General features: G+C 68.1%; 11 protein-coding genes. 7 read left to right on the top strand and 4 right to left on the bottom strand.

Annotated elements, in window-relative coordinates; translation table 11 throughout:
• The first annotated feature begins 93 nt into the window (after positions 1–93).
• A complete protein-coding gene (locus tag ACQP06_RS16065; protein WP_433672927.1) occupies positions 94–1,104 on the top strand; it encodes a hypothetical protein in 1,011 nt (336 codons plus the stop codon).
• Positions 1,105–1,179: 75 nt separating this feature from the next.
• On the opposite strand, the gene ACQP06_RS16070 is transcribed toward ACQP06_RS16065, so the two are convergent.
• Positions 1,180–1,944, bottom strand: a complete 765-nt coding sequence (locus ACQP06_RS16070; protein ID WP_433672928.1) for an SDR family oxidoreductase — start codon at positions 1,942–1,944, stop codon at positions 1,180–1,182.
• A gap of 161 nt (positions 1,945–2,105) precedes the next feature.
• Between ACQP06_RS16070 and ACQP06_RS16075 the strand changes: the two genes are divergently transcribed.
• The 4 genes from ACQP06_RS16075 (at position 2,106) to ACQP06_RS16090 (ending at position 6,953) form a co-directional block, all read left to right on the top strand.
• Entirely contained in the window at positions 2,106–3,215 is a 1,110-nt protein-coding gene (locus tag ACQP06_RS16075; protein WP_433672929.1) for a hypothetical protein, read from the top strand.
• 48 nt (positions 3,216–3,263) lie between these two features.
• Positions 3,264–4,514 carry a helix-turn-helix domain-containing protein gene (locus ACQP06_RS16080; RefSeq protein WP_433672930.1) on the top strand — a complete coding sequence of 417 codons (1,251 nt, stop codon included), beginning with the start codon at positions 3,264–3,266 and terminating at the stop codon, positions 4,512–4,514.
• A gap of 161 nt (positions 4,515–4,675) precedes the next feature.
• Positions 4,676–5,536 carry an alpha/beta hydrolase family protein gene (locus ACQP06_RS16085; protein WP_433672931.1) on the top strand — a complete coding sequence of 287 codons (861 nt, stop codon included), beginning with the start codon at positions 4,676–4,678 and terminating at the stop codon, positions 5,534–5,536.
• Positions 5,537–5,747: 211 nt separating this feature from the next.
• Positions 5,748–6,953, top strand: a complete 1,206-nt coding sequence (locus ACQP06_RS16090) for a cytochrome P450 (protein WP_433672932.1) — start codon at positions 5,748–5,750, stop codon at positions 6,951–6,953.
• Positions 6,954–7,019: 66 nt separating this feature from the next.
• On the opposite strand, the gene ACQP06_RS16095 is transcribed toward ACQP06_RS16090, so the two are convergent.
• Positions 7,020–8,834: an acyl-CoA dehydrogenase family protein gene (locus ACQP06_RS16095; RefSeq protein WP_433672933.1), complete on the bottom strand. Its 1,815-nt coding sequence runs from the start codon at positions 8,832–8,834 to the stop codon at positions 7,020–7,022.
• Positions 8,835–9,619: 785 nt separating this feature from the next.
• Here ACQP06_RS16095 and ACQP06_RS16100 point away from each other — a divergent pair.
• Positions 9,620–10,798: a cytochrome P450 gene (locus ACQP06_RS16100; protein ID WP_433672934.1), complete on the top strand. Its 1,179-nt coding sequence runs from the start codon at positions 9,620–9,622 to the stop codon at positions 10,796–10,798.
• 21 nt (positions 10,799–10,819) lie between these two features.
• Here the strand turns inward: ACQP06_RS16100 and ahpF are convergent, their stop codons facing one another.
• Positions 10,820–12,400, bottom strand: a complete 1,581-nt coding sequence (gene ahpF / locus ACQP06_RS16105) for an alkyl hydroperoxide reductase subunit F (RefSeq protein WP_433672935.1) — start codon at positions 12,398–12,400, stop codon at positions 10,820–10,822.
• Between the two features lie 50 nt (positions 12,401–12,450).
• Positions 12,451–13,014 carry an alkyl hydroperoxide reductase subunit C gene (gene ahpC / locus ACQP06_RS16110; RefSeq protein ID WP_433672936.1) on the bottom strand — a complete coding sequence of 188 codons (564 nt, stop codon included), beginning with the start codon at positions 13,012–13,014 and terminating at the stop codon, positions 12,451–12,453.
• A 500-nt stretch (positions 13,015–13,514) separates the two neighbouring features.
• Between ahpC and ACQP06_RS16115 the strand changes: the two genes are divergently transcribed.
• Positions 13,515–15,110 carry an amidohydrolase gene (locus ACQP06_RS16115; RefSeq protein WP_433673341.1) on the top strand — a complete coding sequence of 532 codons (1,596 nt, stop codon included), beginning with the start codon at positions 13,515–13,517 and terminating at the stop codon, positions 15,108–15,110.
• Positions 15,111–15,237: the final 127 nt, after the last annotated feature.

Below are 15,237 nucleotides of genomic sequence, written 5' to 3' on the forward strand. Positions count from 1 at the left end.
CCCGTGATTGGATCACGCCGGATCGCCCGCATACGCTTCGGGAATCGAATGCCGAGCCGGGGAGGGCTCGGGCCGTCCGCGAAAGGTGATCAGATGACGTATCCACCAGCCGGATCCGGGGGCGATCCCACTGTCCACCGGCAGCCGCGACCCGGCGAGTCGGATGCCGCGTGGTGGGATCAGCCCGCCCAGGGGACCGGTGGACACCAGGTGCAGCAGCCCGGATGGCAGGGGCAGCAGCCGGTCGACCAGGGCTGGCAGCCGACACAGACGAATTGGCCCGCGCAGCAGGGATATCCGCAGGCGGGACAACCGCAGGACGCCGGGTACGCGCAGCCGCCGGGGTTCGCGCAGAGCTTGGCGTACGGCCAGCAGCAGCCGTTCGGGCCGGGCTCCCCGCCCGCGCCCGGTTTCCCGCAGCAGCCGGGTTATCCGCCGCAGCAGCCGAAGTCGAACACCGGGCTGATCATCGGCGTGGTGCTGGGCGCGGTCGTGCTGCTGGCGGTGGCGGTCGGCGCGATCGTGCTCGTCTCCGGCGGCGACGACGCCACCCAGGCCGGCGCCACCTCCACCACCGAGAGCCCGACCCTGGTGCCCGCCACCTCGGCCCCGCCCCGCACCACCGCGACCACCTCCAAGGCCGCGCCCGGCGGCAGCCGCTTCAGCTACACCGAGTACGGCAAGGACTGGAACTTCAAGCTCGGTGACGTCGCCCTGCACGCCACCTACGTGACCGGCCAGGATTTCGACTCCTGCGCCCCGATCGAGAAGGCCGGGAAGATGACCGGCCTGGGCTGCAAGCGCGCCTCGTCCATGGCGTGGAAGGCCGAGGGCGGCGGGCTCATGCTCACCCAGCTGGTCCTCACCATGTCCGACGACGGCAAGGCGTCCGCCGCGCACAACCAGTTCGAGGACACCGACCTGGAGCTGCCCGACGGCAGCTACATCGCCGACTTCGAGACCGGCAAGTGGCGCGACGGCAGCCAGAGCAAGTTCGTCGTCGTCACCGTCGCCACCGCCACCGCGGCGGTCGACGAGGCCACCGTCAGCAAGTACCTCCAGTACCGCAACAGCGACACCCTCGGCGCCCTCGCCTTCCGGTGATCGGCGGCGTTCTCCCGGCATGACCGTGCCCGGCACCGAATCCCGGTGCCGGGCACGTCTTTTCGATTCCGGCGCTCAGATGCCGCCGGTGGCCAGCAGGCCGCCGTCCACGCGGATCGTCGTCCCGGTGATCCACGCCGACTCGTCGGACGCGAGGAACCCGATCAACTGCGCCACATCCTCCGGCGACCCGAGCCGCTTCATCGGGTAGACCGCCGCGGCCGCCTCCTCGTCCGCCGAGTACAGCGCGTCCGCGAACTTGGTCTTGATCACGCCCGGCGCCACAGCGTTCACCCGGATCTTCGGCCCCAGCTGCCACGACAGTTCCTCGGTGAGCCGAATGAGCGCCGCCTTCGACGCCCCGTACGCGGCGATCACGCCGGTCGACCGCAGCCCGGCGACGCTGGCCACGTTCACCACCGCACCGCCGTGCTCACCCATCCACGCCTTGTAGGCCTCCTGTACATACCCCAGCGCCGCAACGACATTCACGTCGAAGATCTTGCGGACGGCCTCGAGGTCGGCCTCCATGAGCGACCCGTACACCGGATTGATGCCGGTGTTGTTGATCAGCACGTCCAGCGACCCGAACTGCGCCACCGCGGTAGCGACTTGTTCGGCCCGGGCCGCCGCGTCCCCGGAGTTCCCGGCGACCGCCACCACCTTCCCCGCATGTCCCAGCCCCCGCAGCCGCTCGGCCGCCTCCTCGAGCGGCTCGGCCTTCCGGGCGGAGATCACCACATTGGCCCCCCGGGCCAACAGCTCCGCCGCCACCGCGAACCCGATACCCCGGCTCGCCCCGGTGACCAGTGCACTCTTACCCGCCAAGTTCTCACTCATGTGATGGCACGTTACTTCAGTCCCTGCCGTCTGTCGGCGGCGAGATTCGGCGGCAAAAATTGCTGACTAGTTGCCGGAGGGTTCGATTCGGTATGGTCGACACGGGAGAAGCGCGATACATCAGGGAACACGCCGGCTCGACGCATGACGCAGGAGGCCAGATGTTGCACACCGATGTTCCGACACGAGGCGAGATCAAAGCGCTGGCCGCCGAGGCCGAACCGTGGAGTGTCGCGATATACACCCCGACCGTGGCCGACACCGCGGCGCCGGATCAGAACCGCATCGCATTCTCGAACCATGTGCGCGAGGCGCTGGGCGGGATCGATGATCGCCAGGCTCGTGCGTCGCTACAGGAAGAGTTCGACGACCTGGTCGACGACGAGGACTTCTGGCGATTCCAGTCCAATACGCTGGTGGCCCTGGCCACTCCGGAACGGGTGCGGACCTATCGCCTCCCGAATCGCTTGCGGGAAGGCGTCTTCGTAGGATCCAGATTCCACCTCAAACCGCTGCTGCGGGCGACCACGTTTCCCCAGGCGGCCTTCGTGCTCGCCCTGTCGGAGGGCGCTGTCCGTCTGATCGAGGTCAGCTCGGACGGTGGCGCCGAGGAGACGCGGATACCGGGCCTTCCGGTGAGCGCCGCCGATCATGCCCGCAAGGCATCGCTGGGCGGCCGTGCGCCCAAGGGCCGGATTCAGGGGACCGAGGGGCGCAAAGTGCGGGTGCGGCAATACGCCAGGGCCGTGGACCAGGGGCTGAGGGATCTGCTGACAGGGCGGGAAGTTCCGTTGATTCTCGCGGCGGCCGAGCCGATCGAATCGCTGTACCGGTCCGTCAACAGCTACCCGGACCTGCTGGCGGAGTCCATTCCGGGCAATCCCGAGCAGCTGTCCGCGGCCGAACTCGGCGCCCGGGCCCGGATCATTCTCGACACTCACTACGCGAGCCAACTGGCCGACCTGCACGCCTTGTTCGACAAGCGACGCGCAGAAGGGCGAGCGACCACCGACATCGCCGATATCGCCCGCGCCGCCACCCTCGGCATGATCGACACGTTGCTGGTCGACATCGACGTGACCGTGCCCGGAGCCGTCGCCCCGGACGACGGAGCGGTGACCCTGGAGAGCGAATCGGATTCCGACGCACCAGGTGTCGTCGACGAGATCAGCAGACGAGTCCTCCTGTCCGACGGCCGGGTGCTGGCGGTTCGCACCGAGGACATGCCCGATGGCGCACCCGCCGCCGCGACCCTGCGATACAGGTTCTGAGTTCCACAGGGTAGAAACACGAACGAGCGGTTCGGGCACGGGGCTACAGTGCTGGTCCCGCACCGGTGCGCGGCGGCGGGATCGTTCGTGGAGAAGGGCGGCGGCCGGGTGCTGGACCGTGGCAAGACATCGCACATCCTGACCGCCGTGGCCGAGCCGCTCTCGGATCGGTTGCCCGGCATCGCCGGTGGACTGTCCGAGCGGATCCTCGCCGAGGACGCCGCGTACGCGGCGCTGATCGCGCCCGGGGAGCTGCGGGACACCATCCTGCGCAACCTGCGGCAGACGGTGGCCTCGATGCTGGACCGGTCCGAGGACCGGCCGGTCGATCTGTCCGACGCGACCTGGACCGGGCGGACCCGGGCAACGCAAGGGCTGCCGCTGTCCTCGCTGCAGGACGCGTACCGGCGCGGGTGCCGGCTGCTGTGGGAGGCGATGATCGAGACGGTGGCGGAACGGGATCCGGCCTCGCTGCCCGATCTGCTGCCGTGCGTGGGTGATCTGTGGGACATCGTCGACCTTCTCATCGGCGCGGTCACCGACGCCTACCAGGCGATGGAATCGGAGCGACTGGCGCGCGACGGCGAGCGACGGAACGCGGTGCTCGACGTACTGCTGGGCGGTCCGGGGGCGGCCTTTCCCGCGGGCGGGGGAGCGGGCCTGGTCGCGCAGGCGTCGGCGGTCCTCGGCCTGCCCGAGCGGGCCCGGTACGCGGTGGCCGCGGTGCGGTCGGTCGGCGGCGCGAGTCTGCCCCGCGACCGCGGGCACCCGGCGACCGACGGCTTCCACATCCTGTGGCGGATCCGGGCCGATCACGAGGTCGGGCTGATCGCGCTCGGCGGCGACCCGTTGACCGAGCCGGCGCGGCTGCTGCGCGAGCAGGGAGTCGCGGCCGGGATCAGTCCCGTCGTGGGCTCGCTGGCCGAATTGGCCAGGGCCCGTTGGCTGGCCGAGATCGCGTTGCAGACCGGCGCACCCGACACTCGGGTGGTGGTGCTGGATCAGCGCCTGCCCGCCGCACTGGTAGCCGCGCAGTCCGAACTCGCCGAGCGACTCCGGACCGTGGTGCTCGGCTCGGTGCTCGGACTGCCCGCGGCCGAACGCGATGTCCTGCTCGCCACCGTGACCGCGTGGCTCGACGCCGGCGGCTCGGCGGCGGGCGCGGCCGCGGCGTTGTACTGCCACCGCAATACCGTGCTGAACCGATTGCGGCGGATCGAGGAACTCACCGGCCGGTCCATCGCCGAACCGCGCGCCATGATCGAGCTCGCCCTGGCCGTGGAGGCGGCCCGCCGATAACCGGTCTGGGCAGGCGAGACAATCTCGCGGTCGCCGTAATGTGCTCGGGCACAAGAATTGCGCCGAGGCGAGAATTCCGGCCGCACACCTCAGGCATGCGCAATAGCTTTCCCGCCAGGCAAATGGCCGAGTCATCAATCGAAAGGGAAGGTGTTTCGCGCATGCGCATTCGCACTTCCAACCTCCGCACCACACTGGCGGCGGTCCTCACCGCCGCGGTCACCGCGCTGACTCTCACCGCCGTCGCGGTCCCCGCCCACGCGGACGGCATCCCGAGCGTCGGCCGGAATTGGGCTGCGGCGGGGCCCTATTCGCCCGAGGTCAGCATCGGCGTCGTGCACACGCTCTACTACCCGCAGACCATGGGCGCGCACGGGGAGAAACACCCGGTGATCATCTGGGGCAACGGCACCGGCGTGCTGCCCGGGGCGTACACCCTGCTGTTGCGGCACTACGCCAGTCACGGCTTCATCGTGGTGGCCGCCAATACGCCGGTGAGCAACTTCGCCATCACCATGCGCAGCGGCATCGACCTCATCGAGAAGCTCAACGCCGACCCGTCCAGCGTCTTCTACGGCAAGGTCAACCTCGACCGGATCGGCTCCGCGGGCCACTCCCAGGGCGGATCGGGCGCGATCAACGCCGCCGTCGACCCCCGGGTCGACGTGGTCACGGCGATCCAGCCCGGACCGCTCAACGACGTCAGCCAGCTCCACAAGCCGGTCCTGTTCCTCGCCGGCCAATTCGACGCCATCGTATGGCCGGCCCTGGTGAAGGCCATGTACAACAATGCCGACCAGGTCCCCGCCGAATACGCCGAACTCCGCGGCGCCACCCATTTCGGCACCGGCATCACGGGCGGCGACATGCGCGGCCCCTCCACCGCCTGGCTCCGCTACTGGCTGATGGACGACGCGAACGCCCGCACCGAATTCTTCGGCCCCAACTGCGGCGTCTGCACCGACTCCCAACAGTTCTCGGACTTCCGGCGAAACGACTTGGCCAACCAGATTCCGGGCTGACGCTCAATGCGCAAGGTGCGCGCCCGAATTCGGCGACAGGGCGCGCACCGACCGAGTACCGTGCATCCCCGGGAGCACGTGTCTTTCCGCATGGTCTGTTTTCCATCGCCACCATCGACTGTATTGACGTGTAGTGGAGCATGATTGGGGCGGCTGGTGCGCCGAGACGTTGCAGCGCAACAACACACAGCCATGGGTATGATCTGGCGACATGCAGCCCGCTGGGGATTCTAGCCCCAACCTCCTCGATCGAAGCCCGGTGCCGCTGTACGCACCCGAGTTCGCCGCCGACCCGCACTCCTTCTACGCCGCCATGCGCGAGAAGTTCGGTTCCCTCGCCCCGGTGGAACTTTCGCCCGGCATCCCCGCCACCCTGGTGATCGGCTATCGCTACGCGGTCGCGATCAACAATGACGCGGATCGCTTTCCGGCCGATCCTCGTGTCTGGGAGCAGGACATTCCCGCCGACTGCCCGATCCTGCCCATGTTGCAGTACCGGCCGAACGCGCTGCGCAGCGCGGGCCACGAGCACGCGCGGTATCGAAAGGCCAGTGTCGACGGCATCGACGCGATCAACCTGTACCAGGTCGACGATGTGATCGAAGGGATCGTGATCCCGCAGGTCAACACCTTCTGTACCGACGGGCAGGCCGACTTGATCAGCCAGTACGCCTTCCCTGTCACCTTCGCCTATCTCAACGTCATGGTCGGGTGCCCCGCGGATATCGGCCAGCAGGTCGCGCAGGGCATGGCGATGATGTTCGAGGGCAACTCGGCCGAAGAGGGCAACGCGCTGTTCGTGGCGGCACTCGGCAAGCTGGTGAGCCTCAAGAGGAGGCAGCCGGGCGATGACGTCACCACGCGGCTGCTGGTCCATGCGGCGGATCTCACCGACGAGGAGTTGGTGCACCAGCTGGTGACGATCTATGGCGCCGGCATCGAGCCGCTGACCAACCTGATCGCCAATACCTTGCTGCTGATGCTCACCGACGAACGGTTCTCCGGAGTGGCCGCGCTGACGACCCGGGATGCGATGAACGAGTTGCTGTTCACCGACCCGCCGCTCGCGAACTTCGGGATCACCTACCCGGTCCGGCCGACCATGGTCGACAACACGTGGCTGCCCGCCAATCAGCCGGTGGTCACCAGCATGGCGGCCTGCAACAACGACCCCGCCATCGTGGGCCGCTACACCGGCAACAACGCGCATATCGCCTGGGGCACCGGACCGCATACCTGCCCCGCGCAGGACGTCGCGTACCTGGTCGCGCAGAACGCCATCGATCAGCTCTTCGACCACCTACCCGAACTTCGGCTGGCTTGCCCCGTCGACCAACTCGTGTGGCGGCCAGGACCTTTCCACCGATCGCTGGCGAACCTGCCGGTGGTGTTCCCGCCCGCGCGTACCCTGTTCTGACCACACCTCGGGATGCCGGGGTGACCGGCATCCCGAGGGCCTGTCAGCCGTGTGCTGTGCGTGTCGTCAGCCCAGCCGGAGCGCCGTCGCGCACTGCTCGATATAGCTGTCGGAGTTGTACACCGTGCGCAAGGAACCGGTTTCGAGCTCGAAGGCCCCGACCAGCTCGGTGAGGTGCGGCGCCAGCATCTCGTGCAGCTGGACACGCATGTCGCGCAACGGTTCACGCGTCTTGGGCAGCGGGCCGTCCGGCAGCAGGTCCGCGCCGTGCGCGAGGAACTGCCGCACCGCGAAGAGCGTGAGCACGTTCTCCATCACCCGTCGAGGACCGGACGGCAGCTCGGCGGCGCGTTCGGCCAGTCGCTGCGCGGCTCGGTGGGCGGTGTGCGCGTCGGCGGCGGCCAGCGCGAGGTCGTAGACCCGGTCCCACCGTGCCTGCCGGTCGCCGGTGGTGTTCGCGTAGGCCTCGAGCGCGCGGTGCTGCAGGAACAGGGCGCGGGCGCCCATCCATTTCACCCAGCTGTCCGGAGTGTCGAGGTCACAGGGCTCGAGTTCGTCCCAGCATTCCTGGGTCCACTGGTCGGGCCCGAACAGCCGGCGGTAGCCCGCGAGCAGGGCGATCACATAGCTGTCGCCTTCGGCGGTGGCCGCGGCATCCCGCAGCGCCCGGTACTCGACGATCTTGTTGTGGGCGAAGACGCCCTGGGCGCCGAGCCGGTCGCGCACCTCGCCGCACACCCGCAGCGCGGTGGACGTGGCGAAGTACTTGGTCAGCGACACCAGATCGGTCAGCGCCGGACCCTGCTCGTCGTCCGCCGCATCGATCACATCGGCGAAGCCGTCGACGGCGATCTCCACCGCGGAGGTGGCGAGATAGGTGTCGACCACGGCCTCGAGCAGCGGCGCGTAGTGCGCCGGCACCTGCATGAGCGGCACCCGCCCGCCCGACATGCTCGCGATATCGCGCTGCGCGGACTGCCGGACGGCGATCGACACCGCGGCCCGCGACACCGCCGCCGCCATGCCCGAGATGCATAGTCGGCCCACGCGCACCCGGCTGATGGCGCGCCACACCTGGTTGTCCCGCGGGATCGGCGAGATCAGCTCACCATTGTCGTCGATGCGGGTTCCGGTGTGCGACAACAGGCATTCGCGCGACACCCGGACGTTGTCGAAGCGGGTCATGGCGTTGTCCATGCCCAGGCCCGGCTTCTCCGGCATGCGGCGGATGGTGAGACCGGGTCGTACCTGTCCATCGGCGTCACACATCCACACCAGGAACGGGTACACACCGTGCGCGGTGTCGCCGATGATCAACCGCGCGAACACGATTCCGAACCGCGCGATGCCCTCGACCGGCGGCGCGGCGGTCGTCGGCATGAACTTGATCGCTGAATCGGTCGGCGTGTTCAGGACGAAGCCGCCACCGTCGGCGGGGTCGTACACCGCGGTCGTCTCGAGGTTGTTCAGGTCACTGCCGTGGCCGACCTCGGTGAGCACGTAGGCGCCGACCGCGCGGCCCGCGAGCAGTTCCGTCAACGCGGTGTCGACTTCCCCTGTGCGTGAATGCTGTTCGAGCAGGGTGCCCAGCACCAGGTTCACCTGCACGGTCAGCAGAGCGCCCAGATGCGGATCGACGACGGTGGACTGCTCGTGCAGGGTCAGGCACTCGCGCAGATCCGACACCGTCTCCACCGCCGACAGGCTCGGCAACATGCGCAGATACCGCTCGTAGGCCCGGGCCCCGGGATCCTTGGTCGCGGCCCACCAATCCTGGTCGAATCCTTCTTCACCGAACAGCTTGTTGTACCGCTGCGCTGCTGCACGACGGCTGCCGAACAACAGATCCGCGAAACTGTCCACGTTTTCCTGAGAGACCATGACTTCGCCTTCTCTTCCACTCATTACCGAATCCAAGCGACATGTCCTGCGTCACTTGGCATCACGCATGGCTCGGTGGCCGGGGTGTGTGGCTACCGAAAACCAGCGGAAGCTGTCGATCGATCGGGAATCAGCGGCCCGATGGAATGACCTGTCGAGAGTTCAACCCATCGCCCACCTTCGGGCGATCTCGCCTGTCGACCGGTCGTCGAGGAAAGTCGTTCGCGCCATCACCTCATGCTGCGGCTCCGAGGGAGCCGCAGTGTTGCGGTAGGGCAAACGAGACACGAAACGTATTGTTGCACAGTGTGCTTCAAATCGAGTCGTCTAATGCGAGGATCCTCGGCCGGGGCGCCTTCGATTCGGGGCCCGATCGGCCGTGGACCTGGACAAATGATCAGCTAACCTCTGACAATTTTCGAGCAACCCGGCGAGGCGGGCCCGTCCGTCCCCCTTGATTCGGGATGCGCGCGATGGTAGCTGCGGGTAGCATCCGAGGAGTGAGCGAAACCTGTTACAGCGGAGCATGTTTAATGGGCAGCCCCGAACGCAGGCGTATCACGGTCGTTCCGCCACGTCGGTAGCATCGCCGCGGGCCGGACTGCCGGATCCGTGAACCTCCGGATGGCGATGTGGCACAGCGCCGATCGCATCCCTACAGCAATCACCGACTGACGTCGTTGTTTTCGAGCTCTTCTCACCGGTCATGTTCCACTCGCTCATGGGAGTTGCACCTTGAAGATGTTCGCGTTGCCGATGCCGAACCATGGCGCGAGGCCGCACGAGTGAAGCTGCACTCGCCGGAATTCGCGGCCGACCCGCACCGCGCCTACGAGGACCTCCGCCGCCGGTACGGCCCCGTGGCGCCCATCGAACTGGCCGCGGGAGTCCCGGCGACGCTGGTCCTCGGCTACCGCGAAGCGTTACGGATTCTCGGTGACCCCCAGCACTTTCCGGCCGATTCCCGCGCCTGGGAACCGACCATTCCGGAGCGCTGCCCGGTCATGCCCATCATGGAGTGGGGCCCTGCGGAGTCCGCCGACACGGGGCGATCGACACACCGCGCGGCCTATCTCGCCGCCATGGCCGACGTGGATCAGTACCGGCTGCGTGGCACCGTCGAATCCGCTGCCCTGCCTCTGATCAACAGTTTCTGCGGCATCGGGTACGCCGATCTGCTCGCCGACTACGCCCGTCCCCTCACCCTGCGAGTCCTCGACGACCTGATCGGCCTGCCGCCCGCGCTCGGCGCCGAAGCCGGTGCCGCACTGATGGATCTGATCGAGGCCGCTGACCCGGCCGCCGCCGACCTCGCCGAGCGCCGATTCCGCGCCGCCCTGGCCGAATTGGTGGCCATGCGGCGCCGCGCCCCGGACCGCGACGTCGTCTCGACCCTGATCGGCCACGCCGTCGGCTTCGACGACGCCGAGATCGTGGAACAACTGGCCAAGCTCTACGCCATGGGCGCGGAACCGACCTGGAATCTCATCGTCAGCGCCTTGGTCCTGATGGCCGACGACGCCAGCTTCCATGACGACTTGCTGGCCGGCTCCCTCCAACTGCGCGATGCCATCGACAAGGTCCTGTTCACCGACCCGCCACTCGCCAACGCGTGCCCCCGCTTCCCGCAGCAACCCCAGGTGGTCGGCAACACCTGGCTCCCGGTGAACCAGCCGGTGCTGATCAGCATCACGGCCTGCAACAATGACCCCGCCGTCTCCGGCGATCACACCGGCAACCGCTCCCACCTCGCCTGGGGCTCGGGCGCGCACACCTGCCCGGCCCAGCCGATAGCCTCCATCATCGCCCGTGAGGCGTTGGATCAACTTCTCGATGCCCTCCCCGACATCAAACTCGCGGTTCCCCTGGCCGAACTGCCGTGGCGCACCAGCACTTTCCATCGTGCCCCGGTCAGGGTGCCGGTCACCTTCCCGCCCTCGCTCCCTCTGGTGCCCCGATCGTGAGAACACCCCGTATCAGCTGAGCTATCGCGCACCGGTTTCGAGGGCCGGGCTGGTGCGGATCAGGTGGTCGAACGCGCCGAGGGCGGCCGTCGCTCCGGCGCCGGCGGCGACGATGATCTGCTTGAACGGGGCCGTGGTGCAGTCGCCGGCCGCGTAGACGCCGGGAACGGACGTGTGGCCGTGATCGTCGATGACGATCTCGCCGCGCGGGGTGAGATCGACAGTGCCGGAGAGCCATTCGGTATTGGGTAGCAGTCCGATCTGGACGAAGACGCCGTCCACGTCGATCGAATGCCACGCTTCGGTGGTGCGATCGGCGTAGGTCAGGCCGGTGACCTTGGCGCCGTCGCCGACCACCTCGGTCGTCTGCGCGCTGAGCAGGATGTCGACATTGGAGAGGCTGCGGAGCTTGCGCTGCAGGACCTCGTCGGCTCGCAGCTCGGCGTCGAATTCGACCAGCGTGACGTGTGAGACGATTCCGGCCAGATCGATGGCGGCCTCGACACCGGAGTTGCCGCCGCCGATCACCGCCACGCGCTTGCCCTTGAACAAGGGGCCGTCACAGTGCGGGCAGTAGGTGACGCCCTTGTTCCGGTATTCGGTCTCGCCGGGAACGTTCATCGACCGCCACCGCGCCCCGGTGGAGAGGATCACGCTGCGCGCCAGCAGCCGCGCACCGCTCCCGAGTTCCACCTCGACCAGGCCCTGCTCCGTGACCGCGGGGGTCAGCGCCGTCGCGTGCTGCGCGTTCATGATGTCGACGTCGTACCGGCGAACGTGGTCGTCCAGCGCGGCGGCGAGCTTCGGGCCCTCGGTGTAGGGCACCGAGGCGAAATTCTCGATGCCGACCGTGTCGAGCACCTGACCGCCGAAGCGTTCCGCCACGACTCCGGTCCGAATTCCCTTCCGCGCCGCGTAGATCGCCGCGGTGGCCCCGGCCGGTCCGCCGCCCACGACGAGCACGTCGAACGGGTCCTTCTCGGAGATCGCGGCGGCGGTGCGTGCCGCGGCCCCGACATCGAGCCGGCCGACGATCTGCTCGAGGCTCATCCGGCCCGACCCGAACGGTTCACCGTTGAGGAACACGCTCGGCACCGCCAGCACCTGGCGATTGTCGACCTCGTCCGGGAACAGTGCCCCGTCGATCGCGGCGTGCGTGATGTTCGGGTTCAGCACGCACATCAGGTTCAGTGCCTGCACCACATCGGGACAGTTCTGGCAGGACAGGGAGAAGTAGGTCTCGAAGTGGAACTCGCCCTCGAGATCACGTACCTGCGCGAGCAGCTCCGCGGCCTCCTTGGAGGGGTGGCCGCCGACCTGCAGCAGCGCGAGGACCAAGGACGAGAACTCGTGTCCGAGTGGGATTCCGGCGAACCCGACCTCGATGCCGGTGCCCACGCGGCGGATCACGAACGACGGCCGGCGCGGGTCGTCGCCGGTGCGCGTGTGGGTGACCAGATCCGACAGGCCCGCGATCTCGTCGAGGAGTTCGGCGAGTTCCGCGGATTTGGGGCGGTCATCGAGGGTGGACACCAGCTCGATCGGCCGAGTCACCTTCTCCAGCAGTGTCTTCAGTTGGTGGGCGAGCGAGGCGTCGAGCATGCGGGTCTCCTCCGATGAGTCGGGAACGGGTGCGGGCAGGCGTCGGCGGATCAGATCTTGCCGACGAGCTCCAGGGACGGGGCCAGGGTCTCCTCGCCCTCTTCCCACTTGGCCGGGCAGACCTCGCCCGGGTGCGAGCGAACGTACTGGGCGGCCTTGACCTTGCGCAGCAGCTCGGATGCGTTGCGGCCGATGCCTTCCGCGGTGACCTCGGTGAACTGGACGACGCCGTCCGGGTCGACCAGGAAGGTGCCGCGGTCGGCCAGGCCCTCGTCCTCGCGGAGCACCCCGAAGTCGGTGCTGATCCGCAGCGCGGGGTCGCCGATCATGGCGTACTTGATCTTGCCGATGGTGTCGGAGGACGCGTGCCACGCCTTGTGCGTGAAGTGGGTGTCGGTGGAGACGGAGAAGACCTCGACGCCCAGGCGCTGCAGCTCGTCGTAGTGGTCGGCGAGGTCGCCGAGCTCGGTCGGGCACACGAACGTGAAGTCGGCCGGGTAGAAGAAGAAGACCGCCCACTTGCCCTGGATGTCCGCGTCCGACACGGTCACGAAGGAGCCGTCCTTGAACGCCTCCGCCGAGAAGGACTTGATCCGCTTGTTGATCAGCGACATGAATTGGCCTCATTCCGAAAGGTGATGGGATCTCCTTTTCGAAACTAGCGAGCCCAAATTGATAGAACCAATCAGAAATCACTCTTTGATTGATAGTGCTAGGCAATAAAGGCAGGGCAGCGTTTCTATCGAGATCCGAGTGGCGATCGGGAGTGTGACCGATGCCTCACCGAAGGCCGACTGTGTGGGTGTCGACGCGGGCTGGAGTTCGGCCGAGACCTTCGATGTACTCGCAGGTAGAGGGCATGAAAGCGGCGGATGGATGCGCCGGTCTCGCAGGCAAATCGGCCGCTCGATGCCAATGTACGTTTTGGCGCGGACCTGTTGTCAAGTTTCGCCGACAAGGCGGTTTGCGTATTCCCGAATTCCCCGCATAATGACTTCAGTTCATGTGACTCACATTGCGAATGCTGTGCAAGAGCAAGGAGCGTCATTTGCGTGCCGATGGCCCCCGGAAGCGCTACGCATTGTTCATCGGTGGGTCGATCTGGTCGCCGGGAATGCCCGAATGCGAGGCGCTCGGAATCGCGGACGGCTGCGTCGTAGCGGTCGGCGCGGACGCCCTGCGGTGGTCCCGAACCGTGCCGGCCGGTGATCTGCGGACCGTCGATCTGCGCGGAGGCTTCCTGATGCCCGCGTTCGGCGAGGGCCACGCGCATCCCGTCTTCGCCGGACTCGAGGACGTCGGACCCCAGGTGCGAACCTGCACAAGCGTTTCCGAGATCGCCGAGGTGCTGCGTCGATGGGCCGGGCGGCATCCCGGCCCCGGCTGGATCGTCGGCGCGGGCTACGACAGCAGTCTCGCCCCCGACGGGCTCTTCGACGCCGCCTGGCTCGACGCCGCGGTCCCGGACCGCCCGGTCATGTTGCGGGCCTGGGACTATCACACGGTCTGGTGCAATTCGGCGGCGCTCGAACTGGCCGGCATCACCGCCGGCACACCCGAGCCGGTGCTCGGCGAGATCCCGAGGCGACCGGACGGGAGCCCCCTCGGCACGCTGCGCGAGGCCGGGGCGGTGGACCTGCTCCTGGCCGCCGCACCCGCGAGCGAGACCACCGCGCGGGTCGACGCCCTGCGCCGCGCCACCGCGCGGTACGCCCGGCACGGCGTCACCTGGGTACAAGACGCCTGGGTGGAGGCGTCCGACGTCGCCGTCTACCTGGAGGCCGCTCGTTCCGGCGCGCTGTCGACCCGCGTGAACCTGGCGCTGCTGGCCGACCCTCGCCGGTTCGCCGAGGACCTGCCCACCCTGCTCGCCTCCCGCGACCGGGTCCGGACCCTCGATCACCCACTGCTGACCGCGAATTCGGTCAAGTTCTTCGCCGACGGCATCATCGAGAACGAGACCGCGGCGCTGCTCGAACCGTATTGCACGCACCGCCATTCGCACGGCATGCGCACCTGGGAGCCCACGGCGCTGGCCGACGCCGCCGCGGCCGTCGACGCGGCCGGGTTCCAGCTGCACATCCATGCGATCGGCGATGCGGCGGTGCGGTCGGCACTCGACGCGGTCGCGGTATGCGCCGCCCGCAACGGTCCGCGCGACCGGCGACCGGTGATCGCCCACGCGCAACTGATCAGCCCCGACGACATTCCACGCTTCGCCGAACTCGGCGTGGTGGCGAATGTGCAGCCGCTGTGGGCGCAACTCGACCGGGTCATGGTGGATCTGACCATGCCCCGGCTCGGCGCGCGGCGCTCCGCACGCCAATACCCCTTCCGGAGCCTGGTCGAAGGCGGCGCCCGCCTGGCGTTCGGCTCCGATTGGCCGGTGTCGTCGGCGGTTCCGCTCGACGGCATCGCCACAGCGGTGACCCGCCGCACCGCCGAGGGCGAACCGAGCGGCGGCTGGATTCCCGCCGAGCTCCTCGACATCGCCACCGCCCTGGACGCCTACACCGCCGGCGTCGCCCACCAGGCCTTCGCCGATCTCCGCGATGCCCCGTGGGGGACTCTGACCCTCGGCTCCGGCGCGGATCTGGTGTGGTTGGACACCGACCCGAGATCTGCTGCCCCGCAGGCGATCCCGGATATCCAGGTGGTGGAGACCTGGCTGGCCGGACACACCACCTACCGCCGTGCCGCGGCGTCCTGACCCGCGGATTCTGTCGGCCCCGCCCCGCTGACCCTGACGCACCGACCTGTTCGCGACGGCAGGTGACTCCCGTCGCCAATCCTTGACCAAATTTTTAGTCAGGGATACCGTGGCAGCCTTCGAGCAA

Origin of the sequence: Nocardia sp. CA-136227, assembly GCF_050955695.1 — a bacterium.
Classification (GTDB): Bacteria; Actinomycetota; Actinomycetes; order Mycobacteriales; family Mycobacteriaceae; genus Nocardia.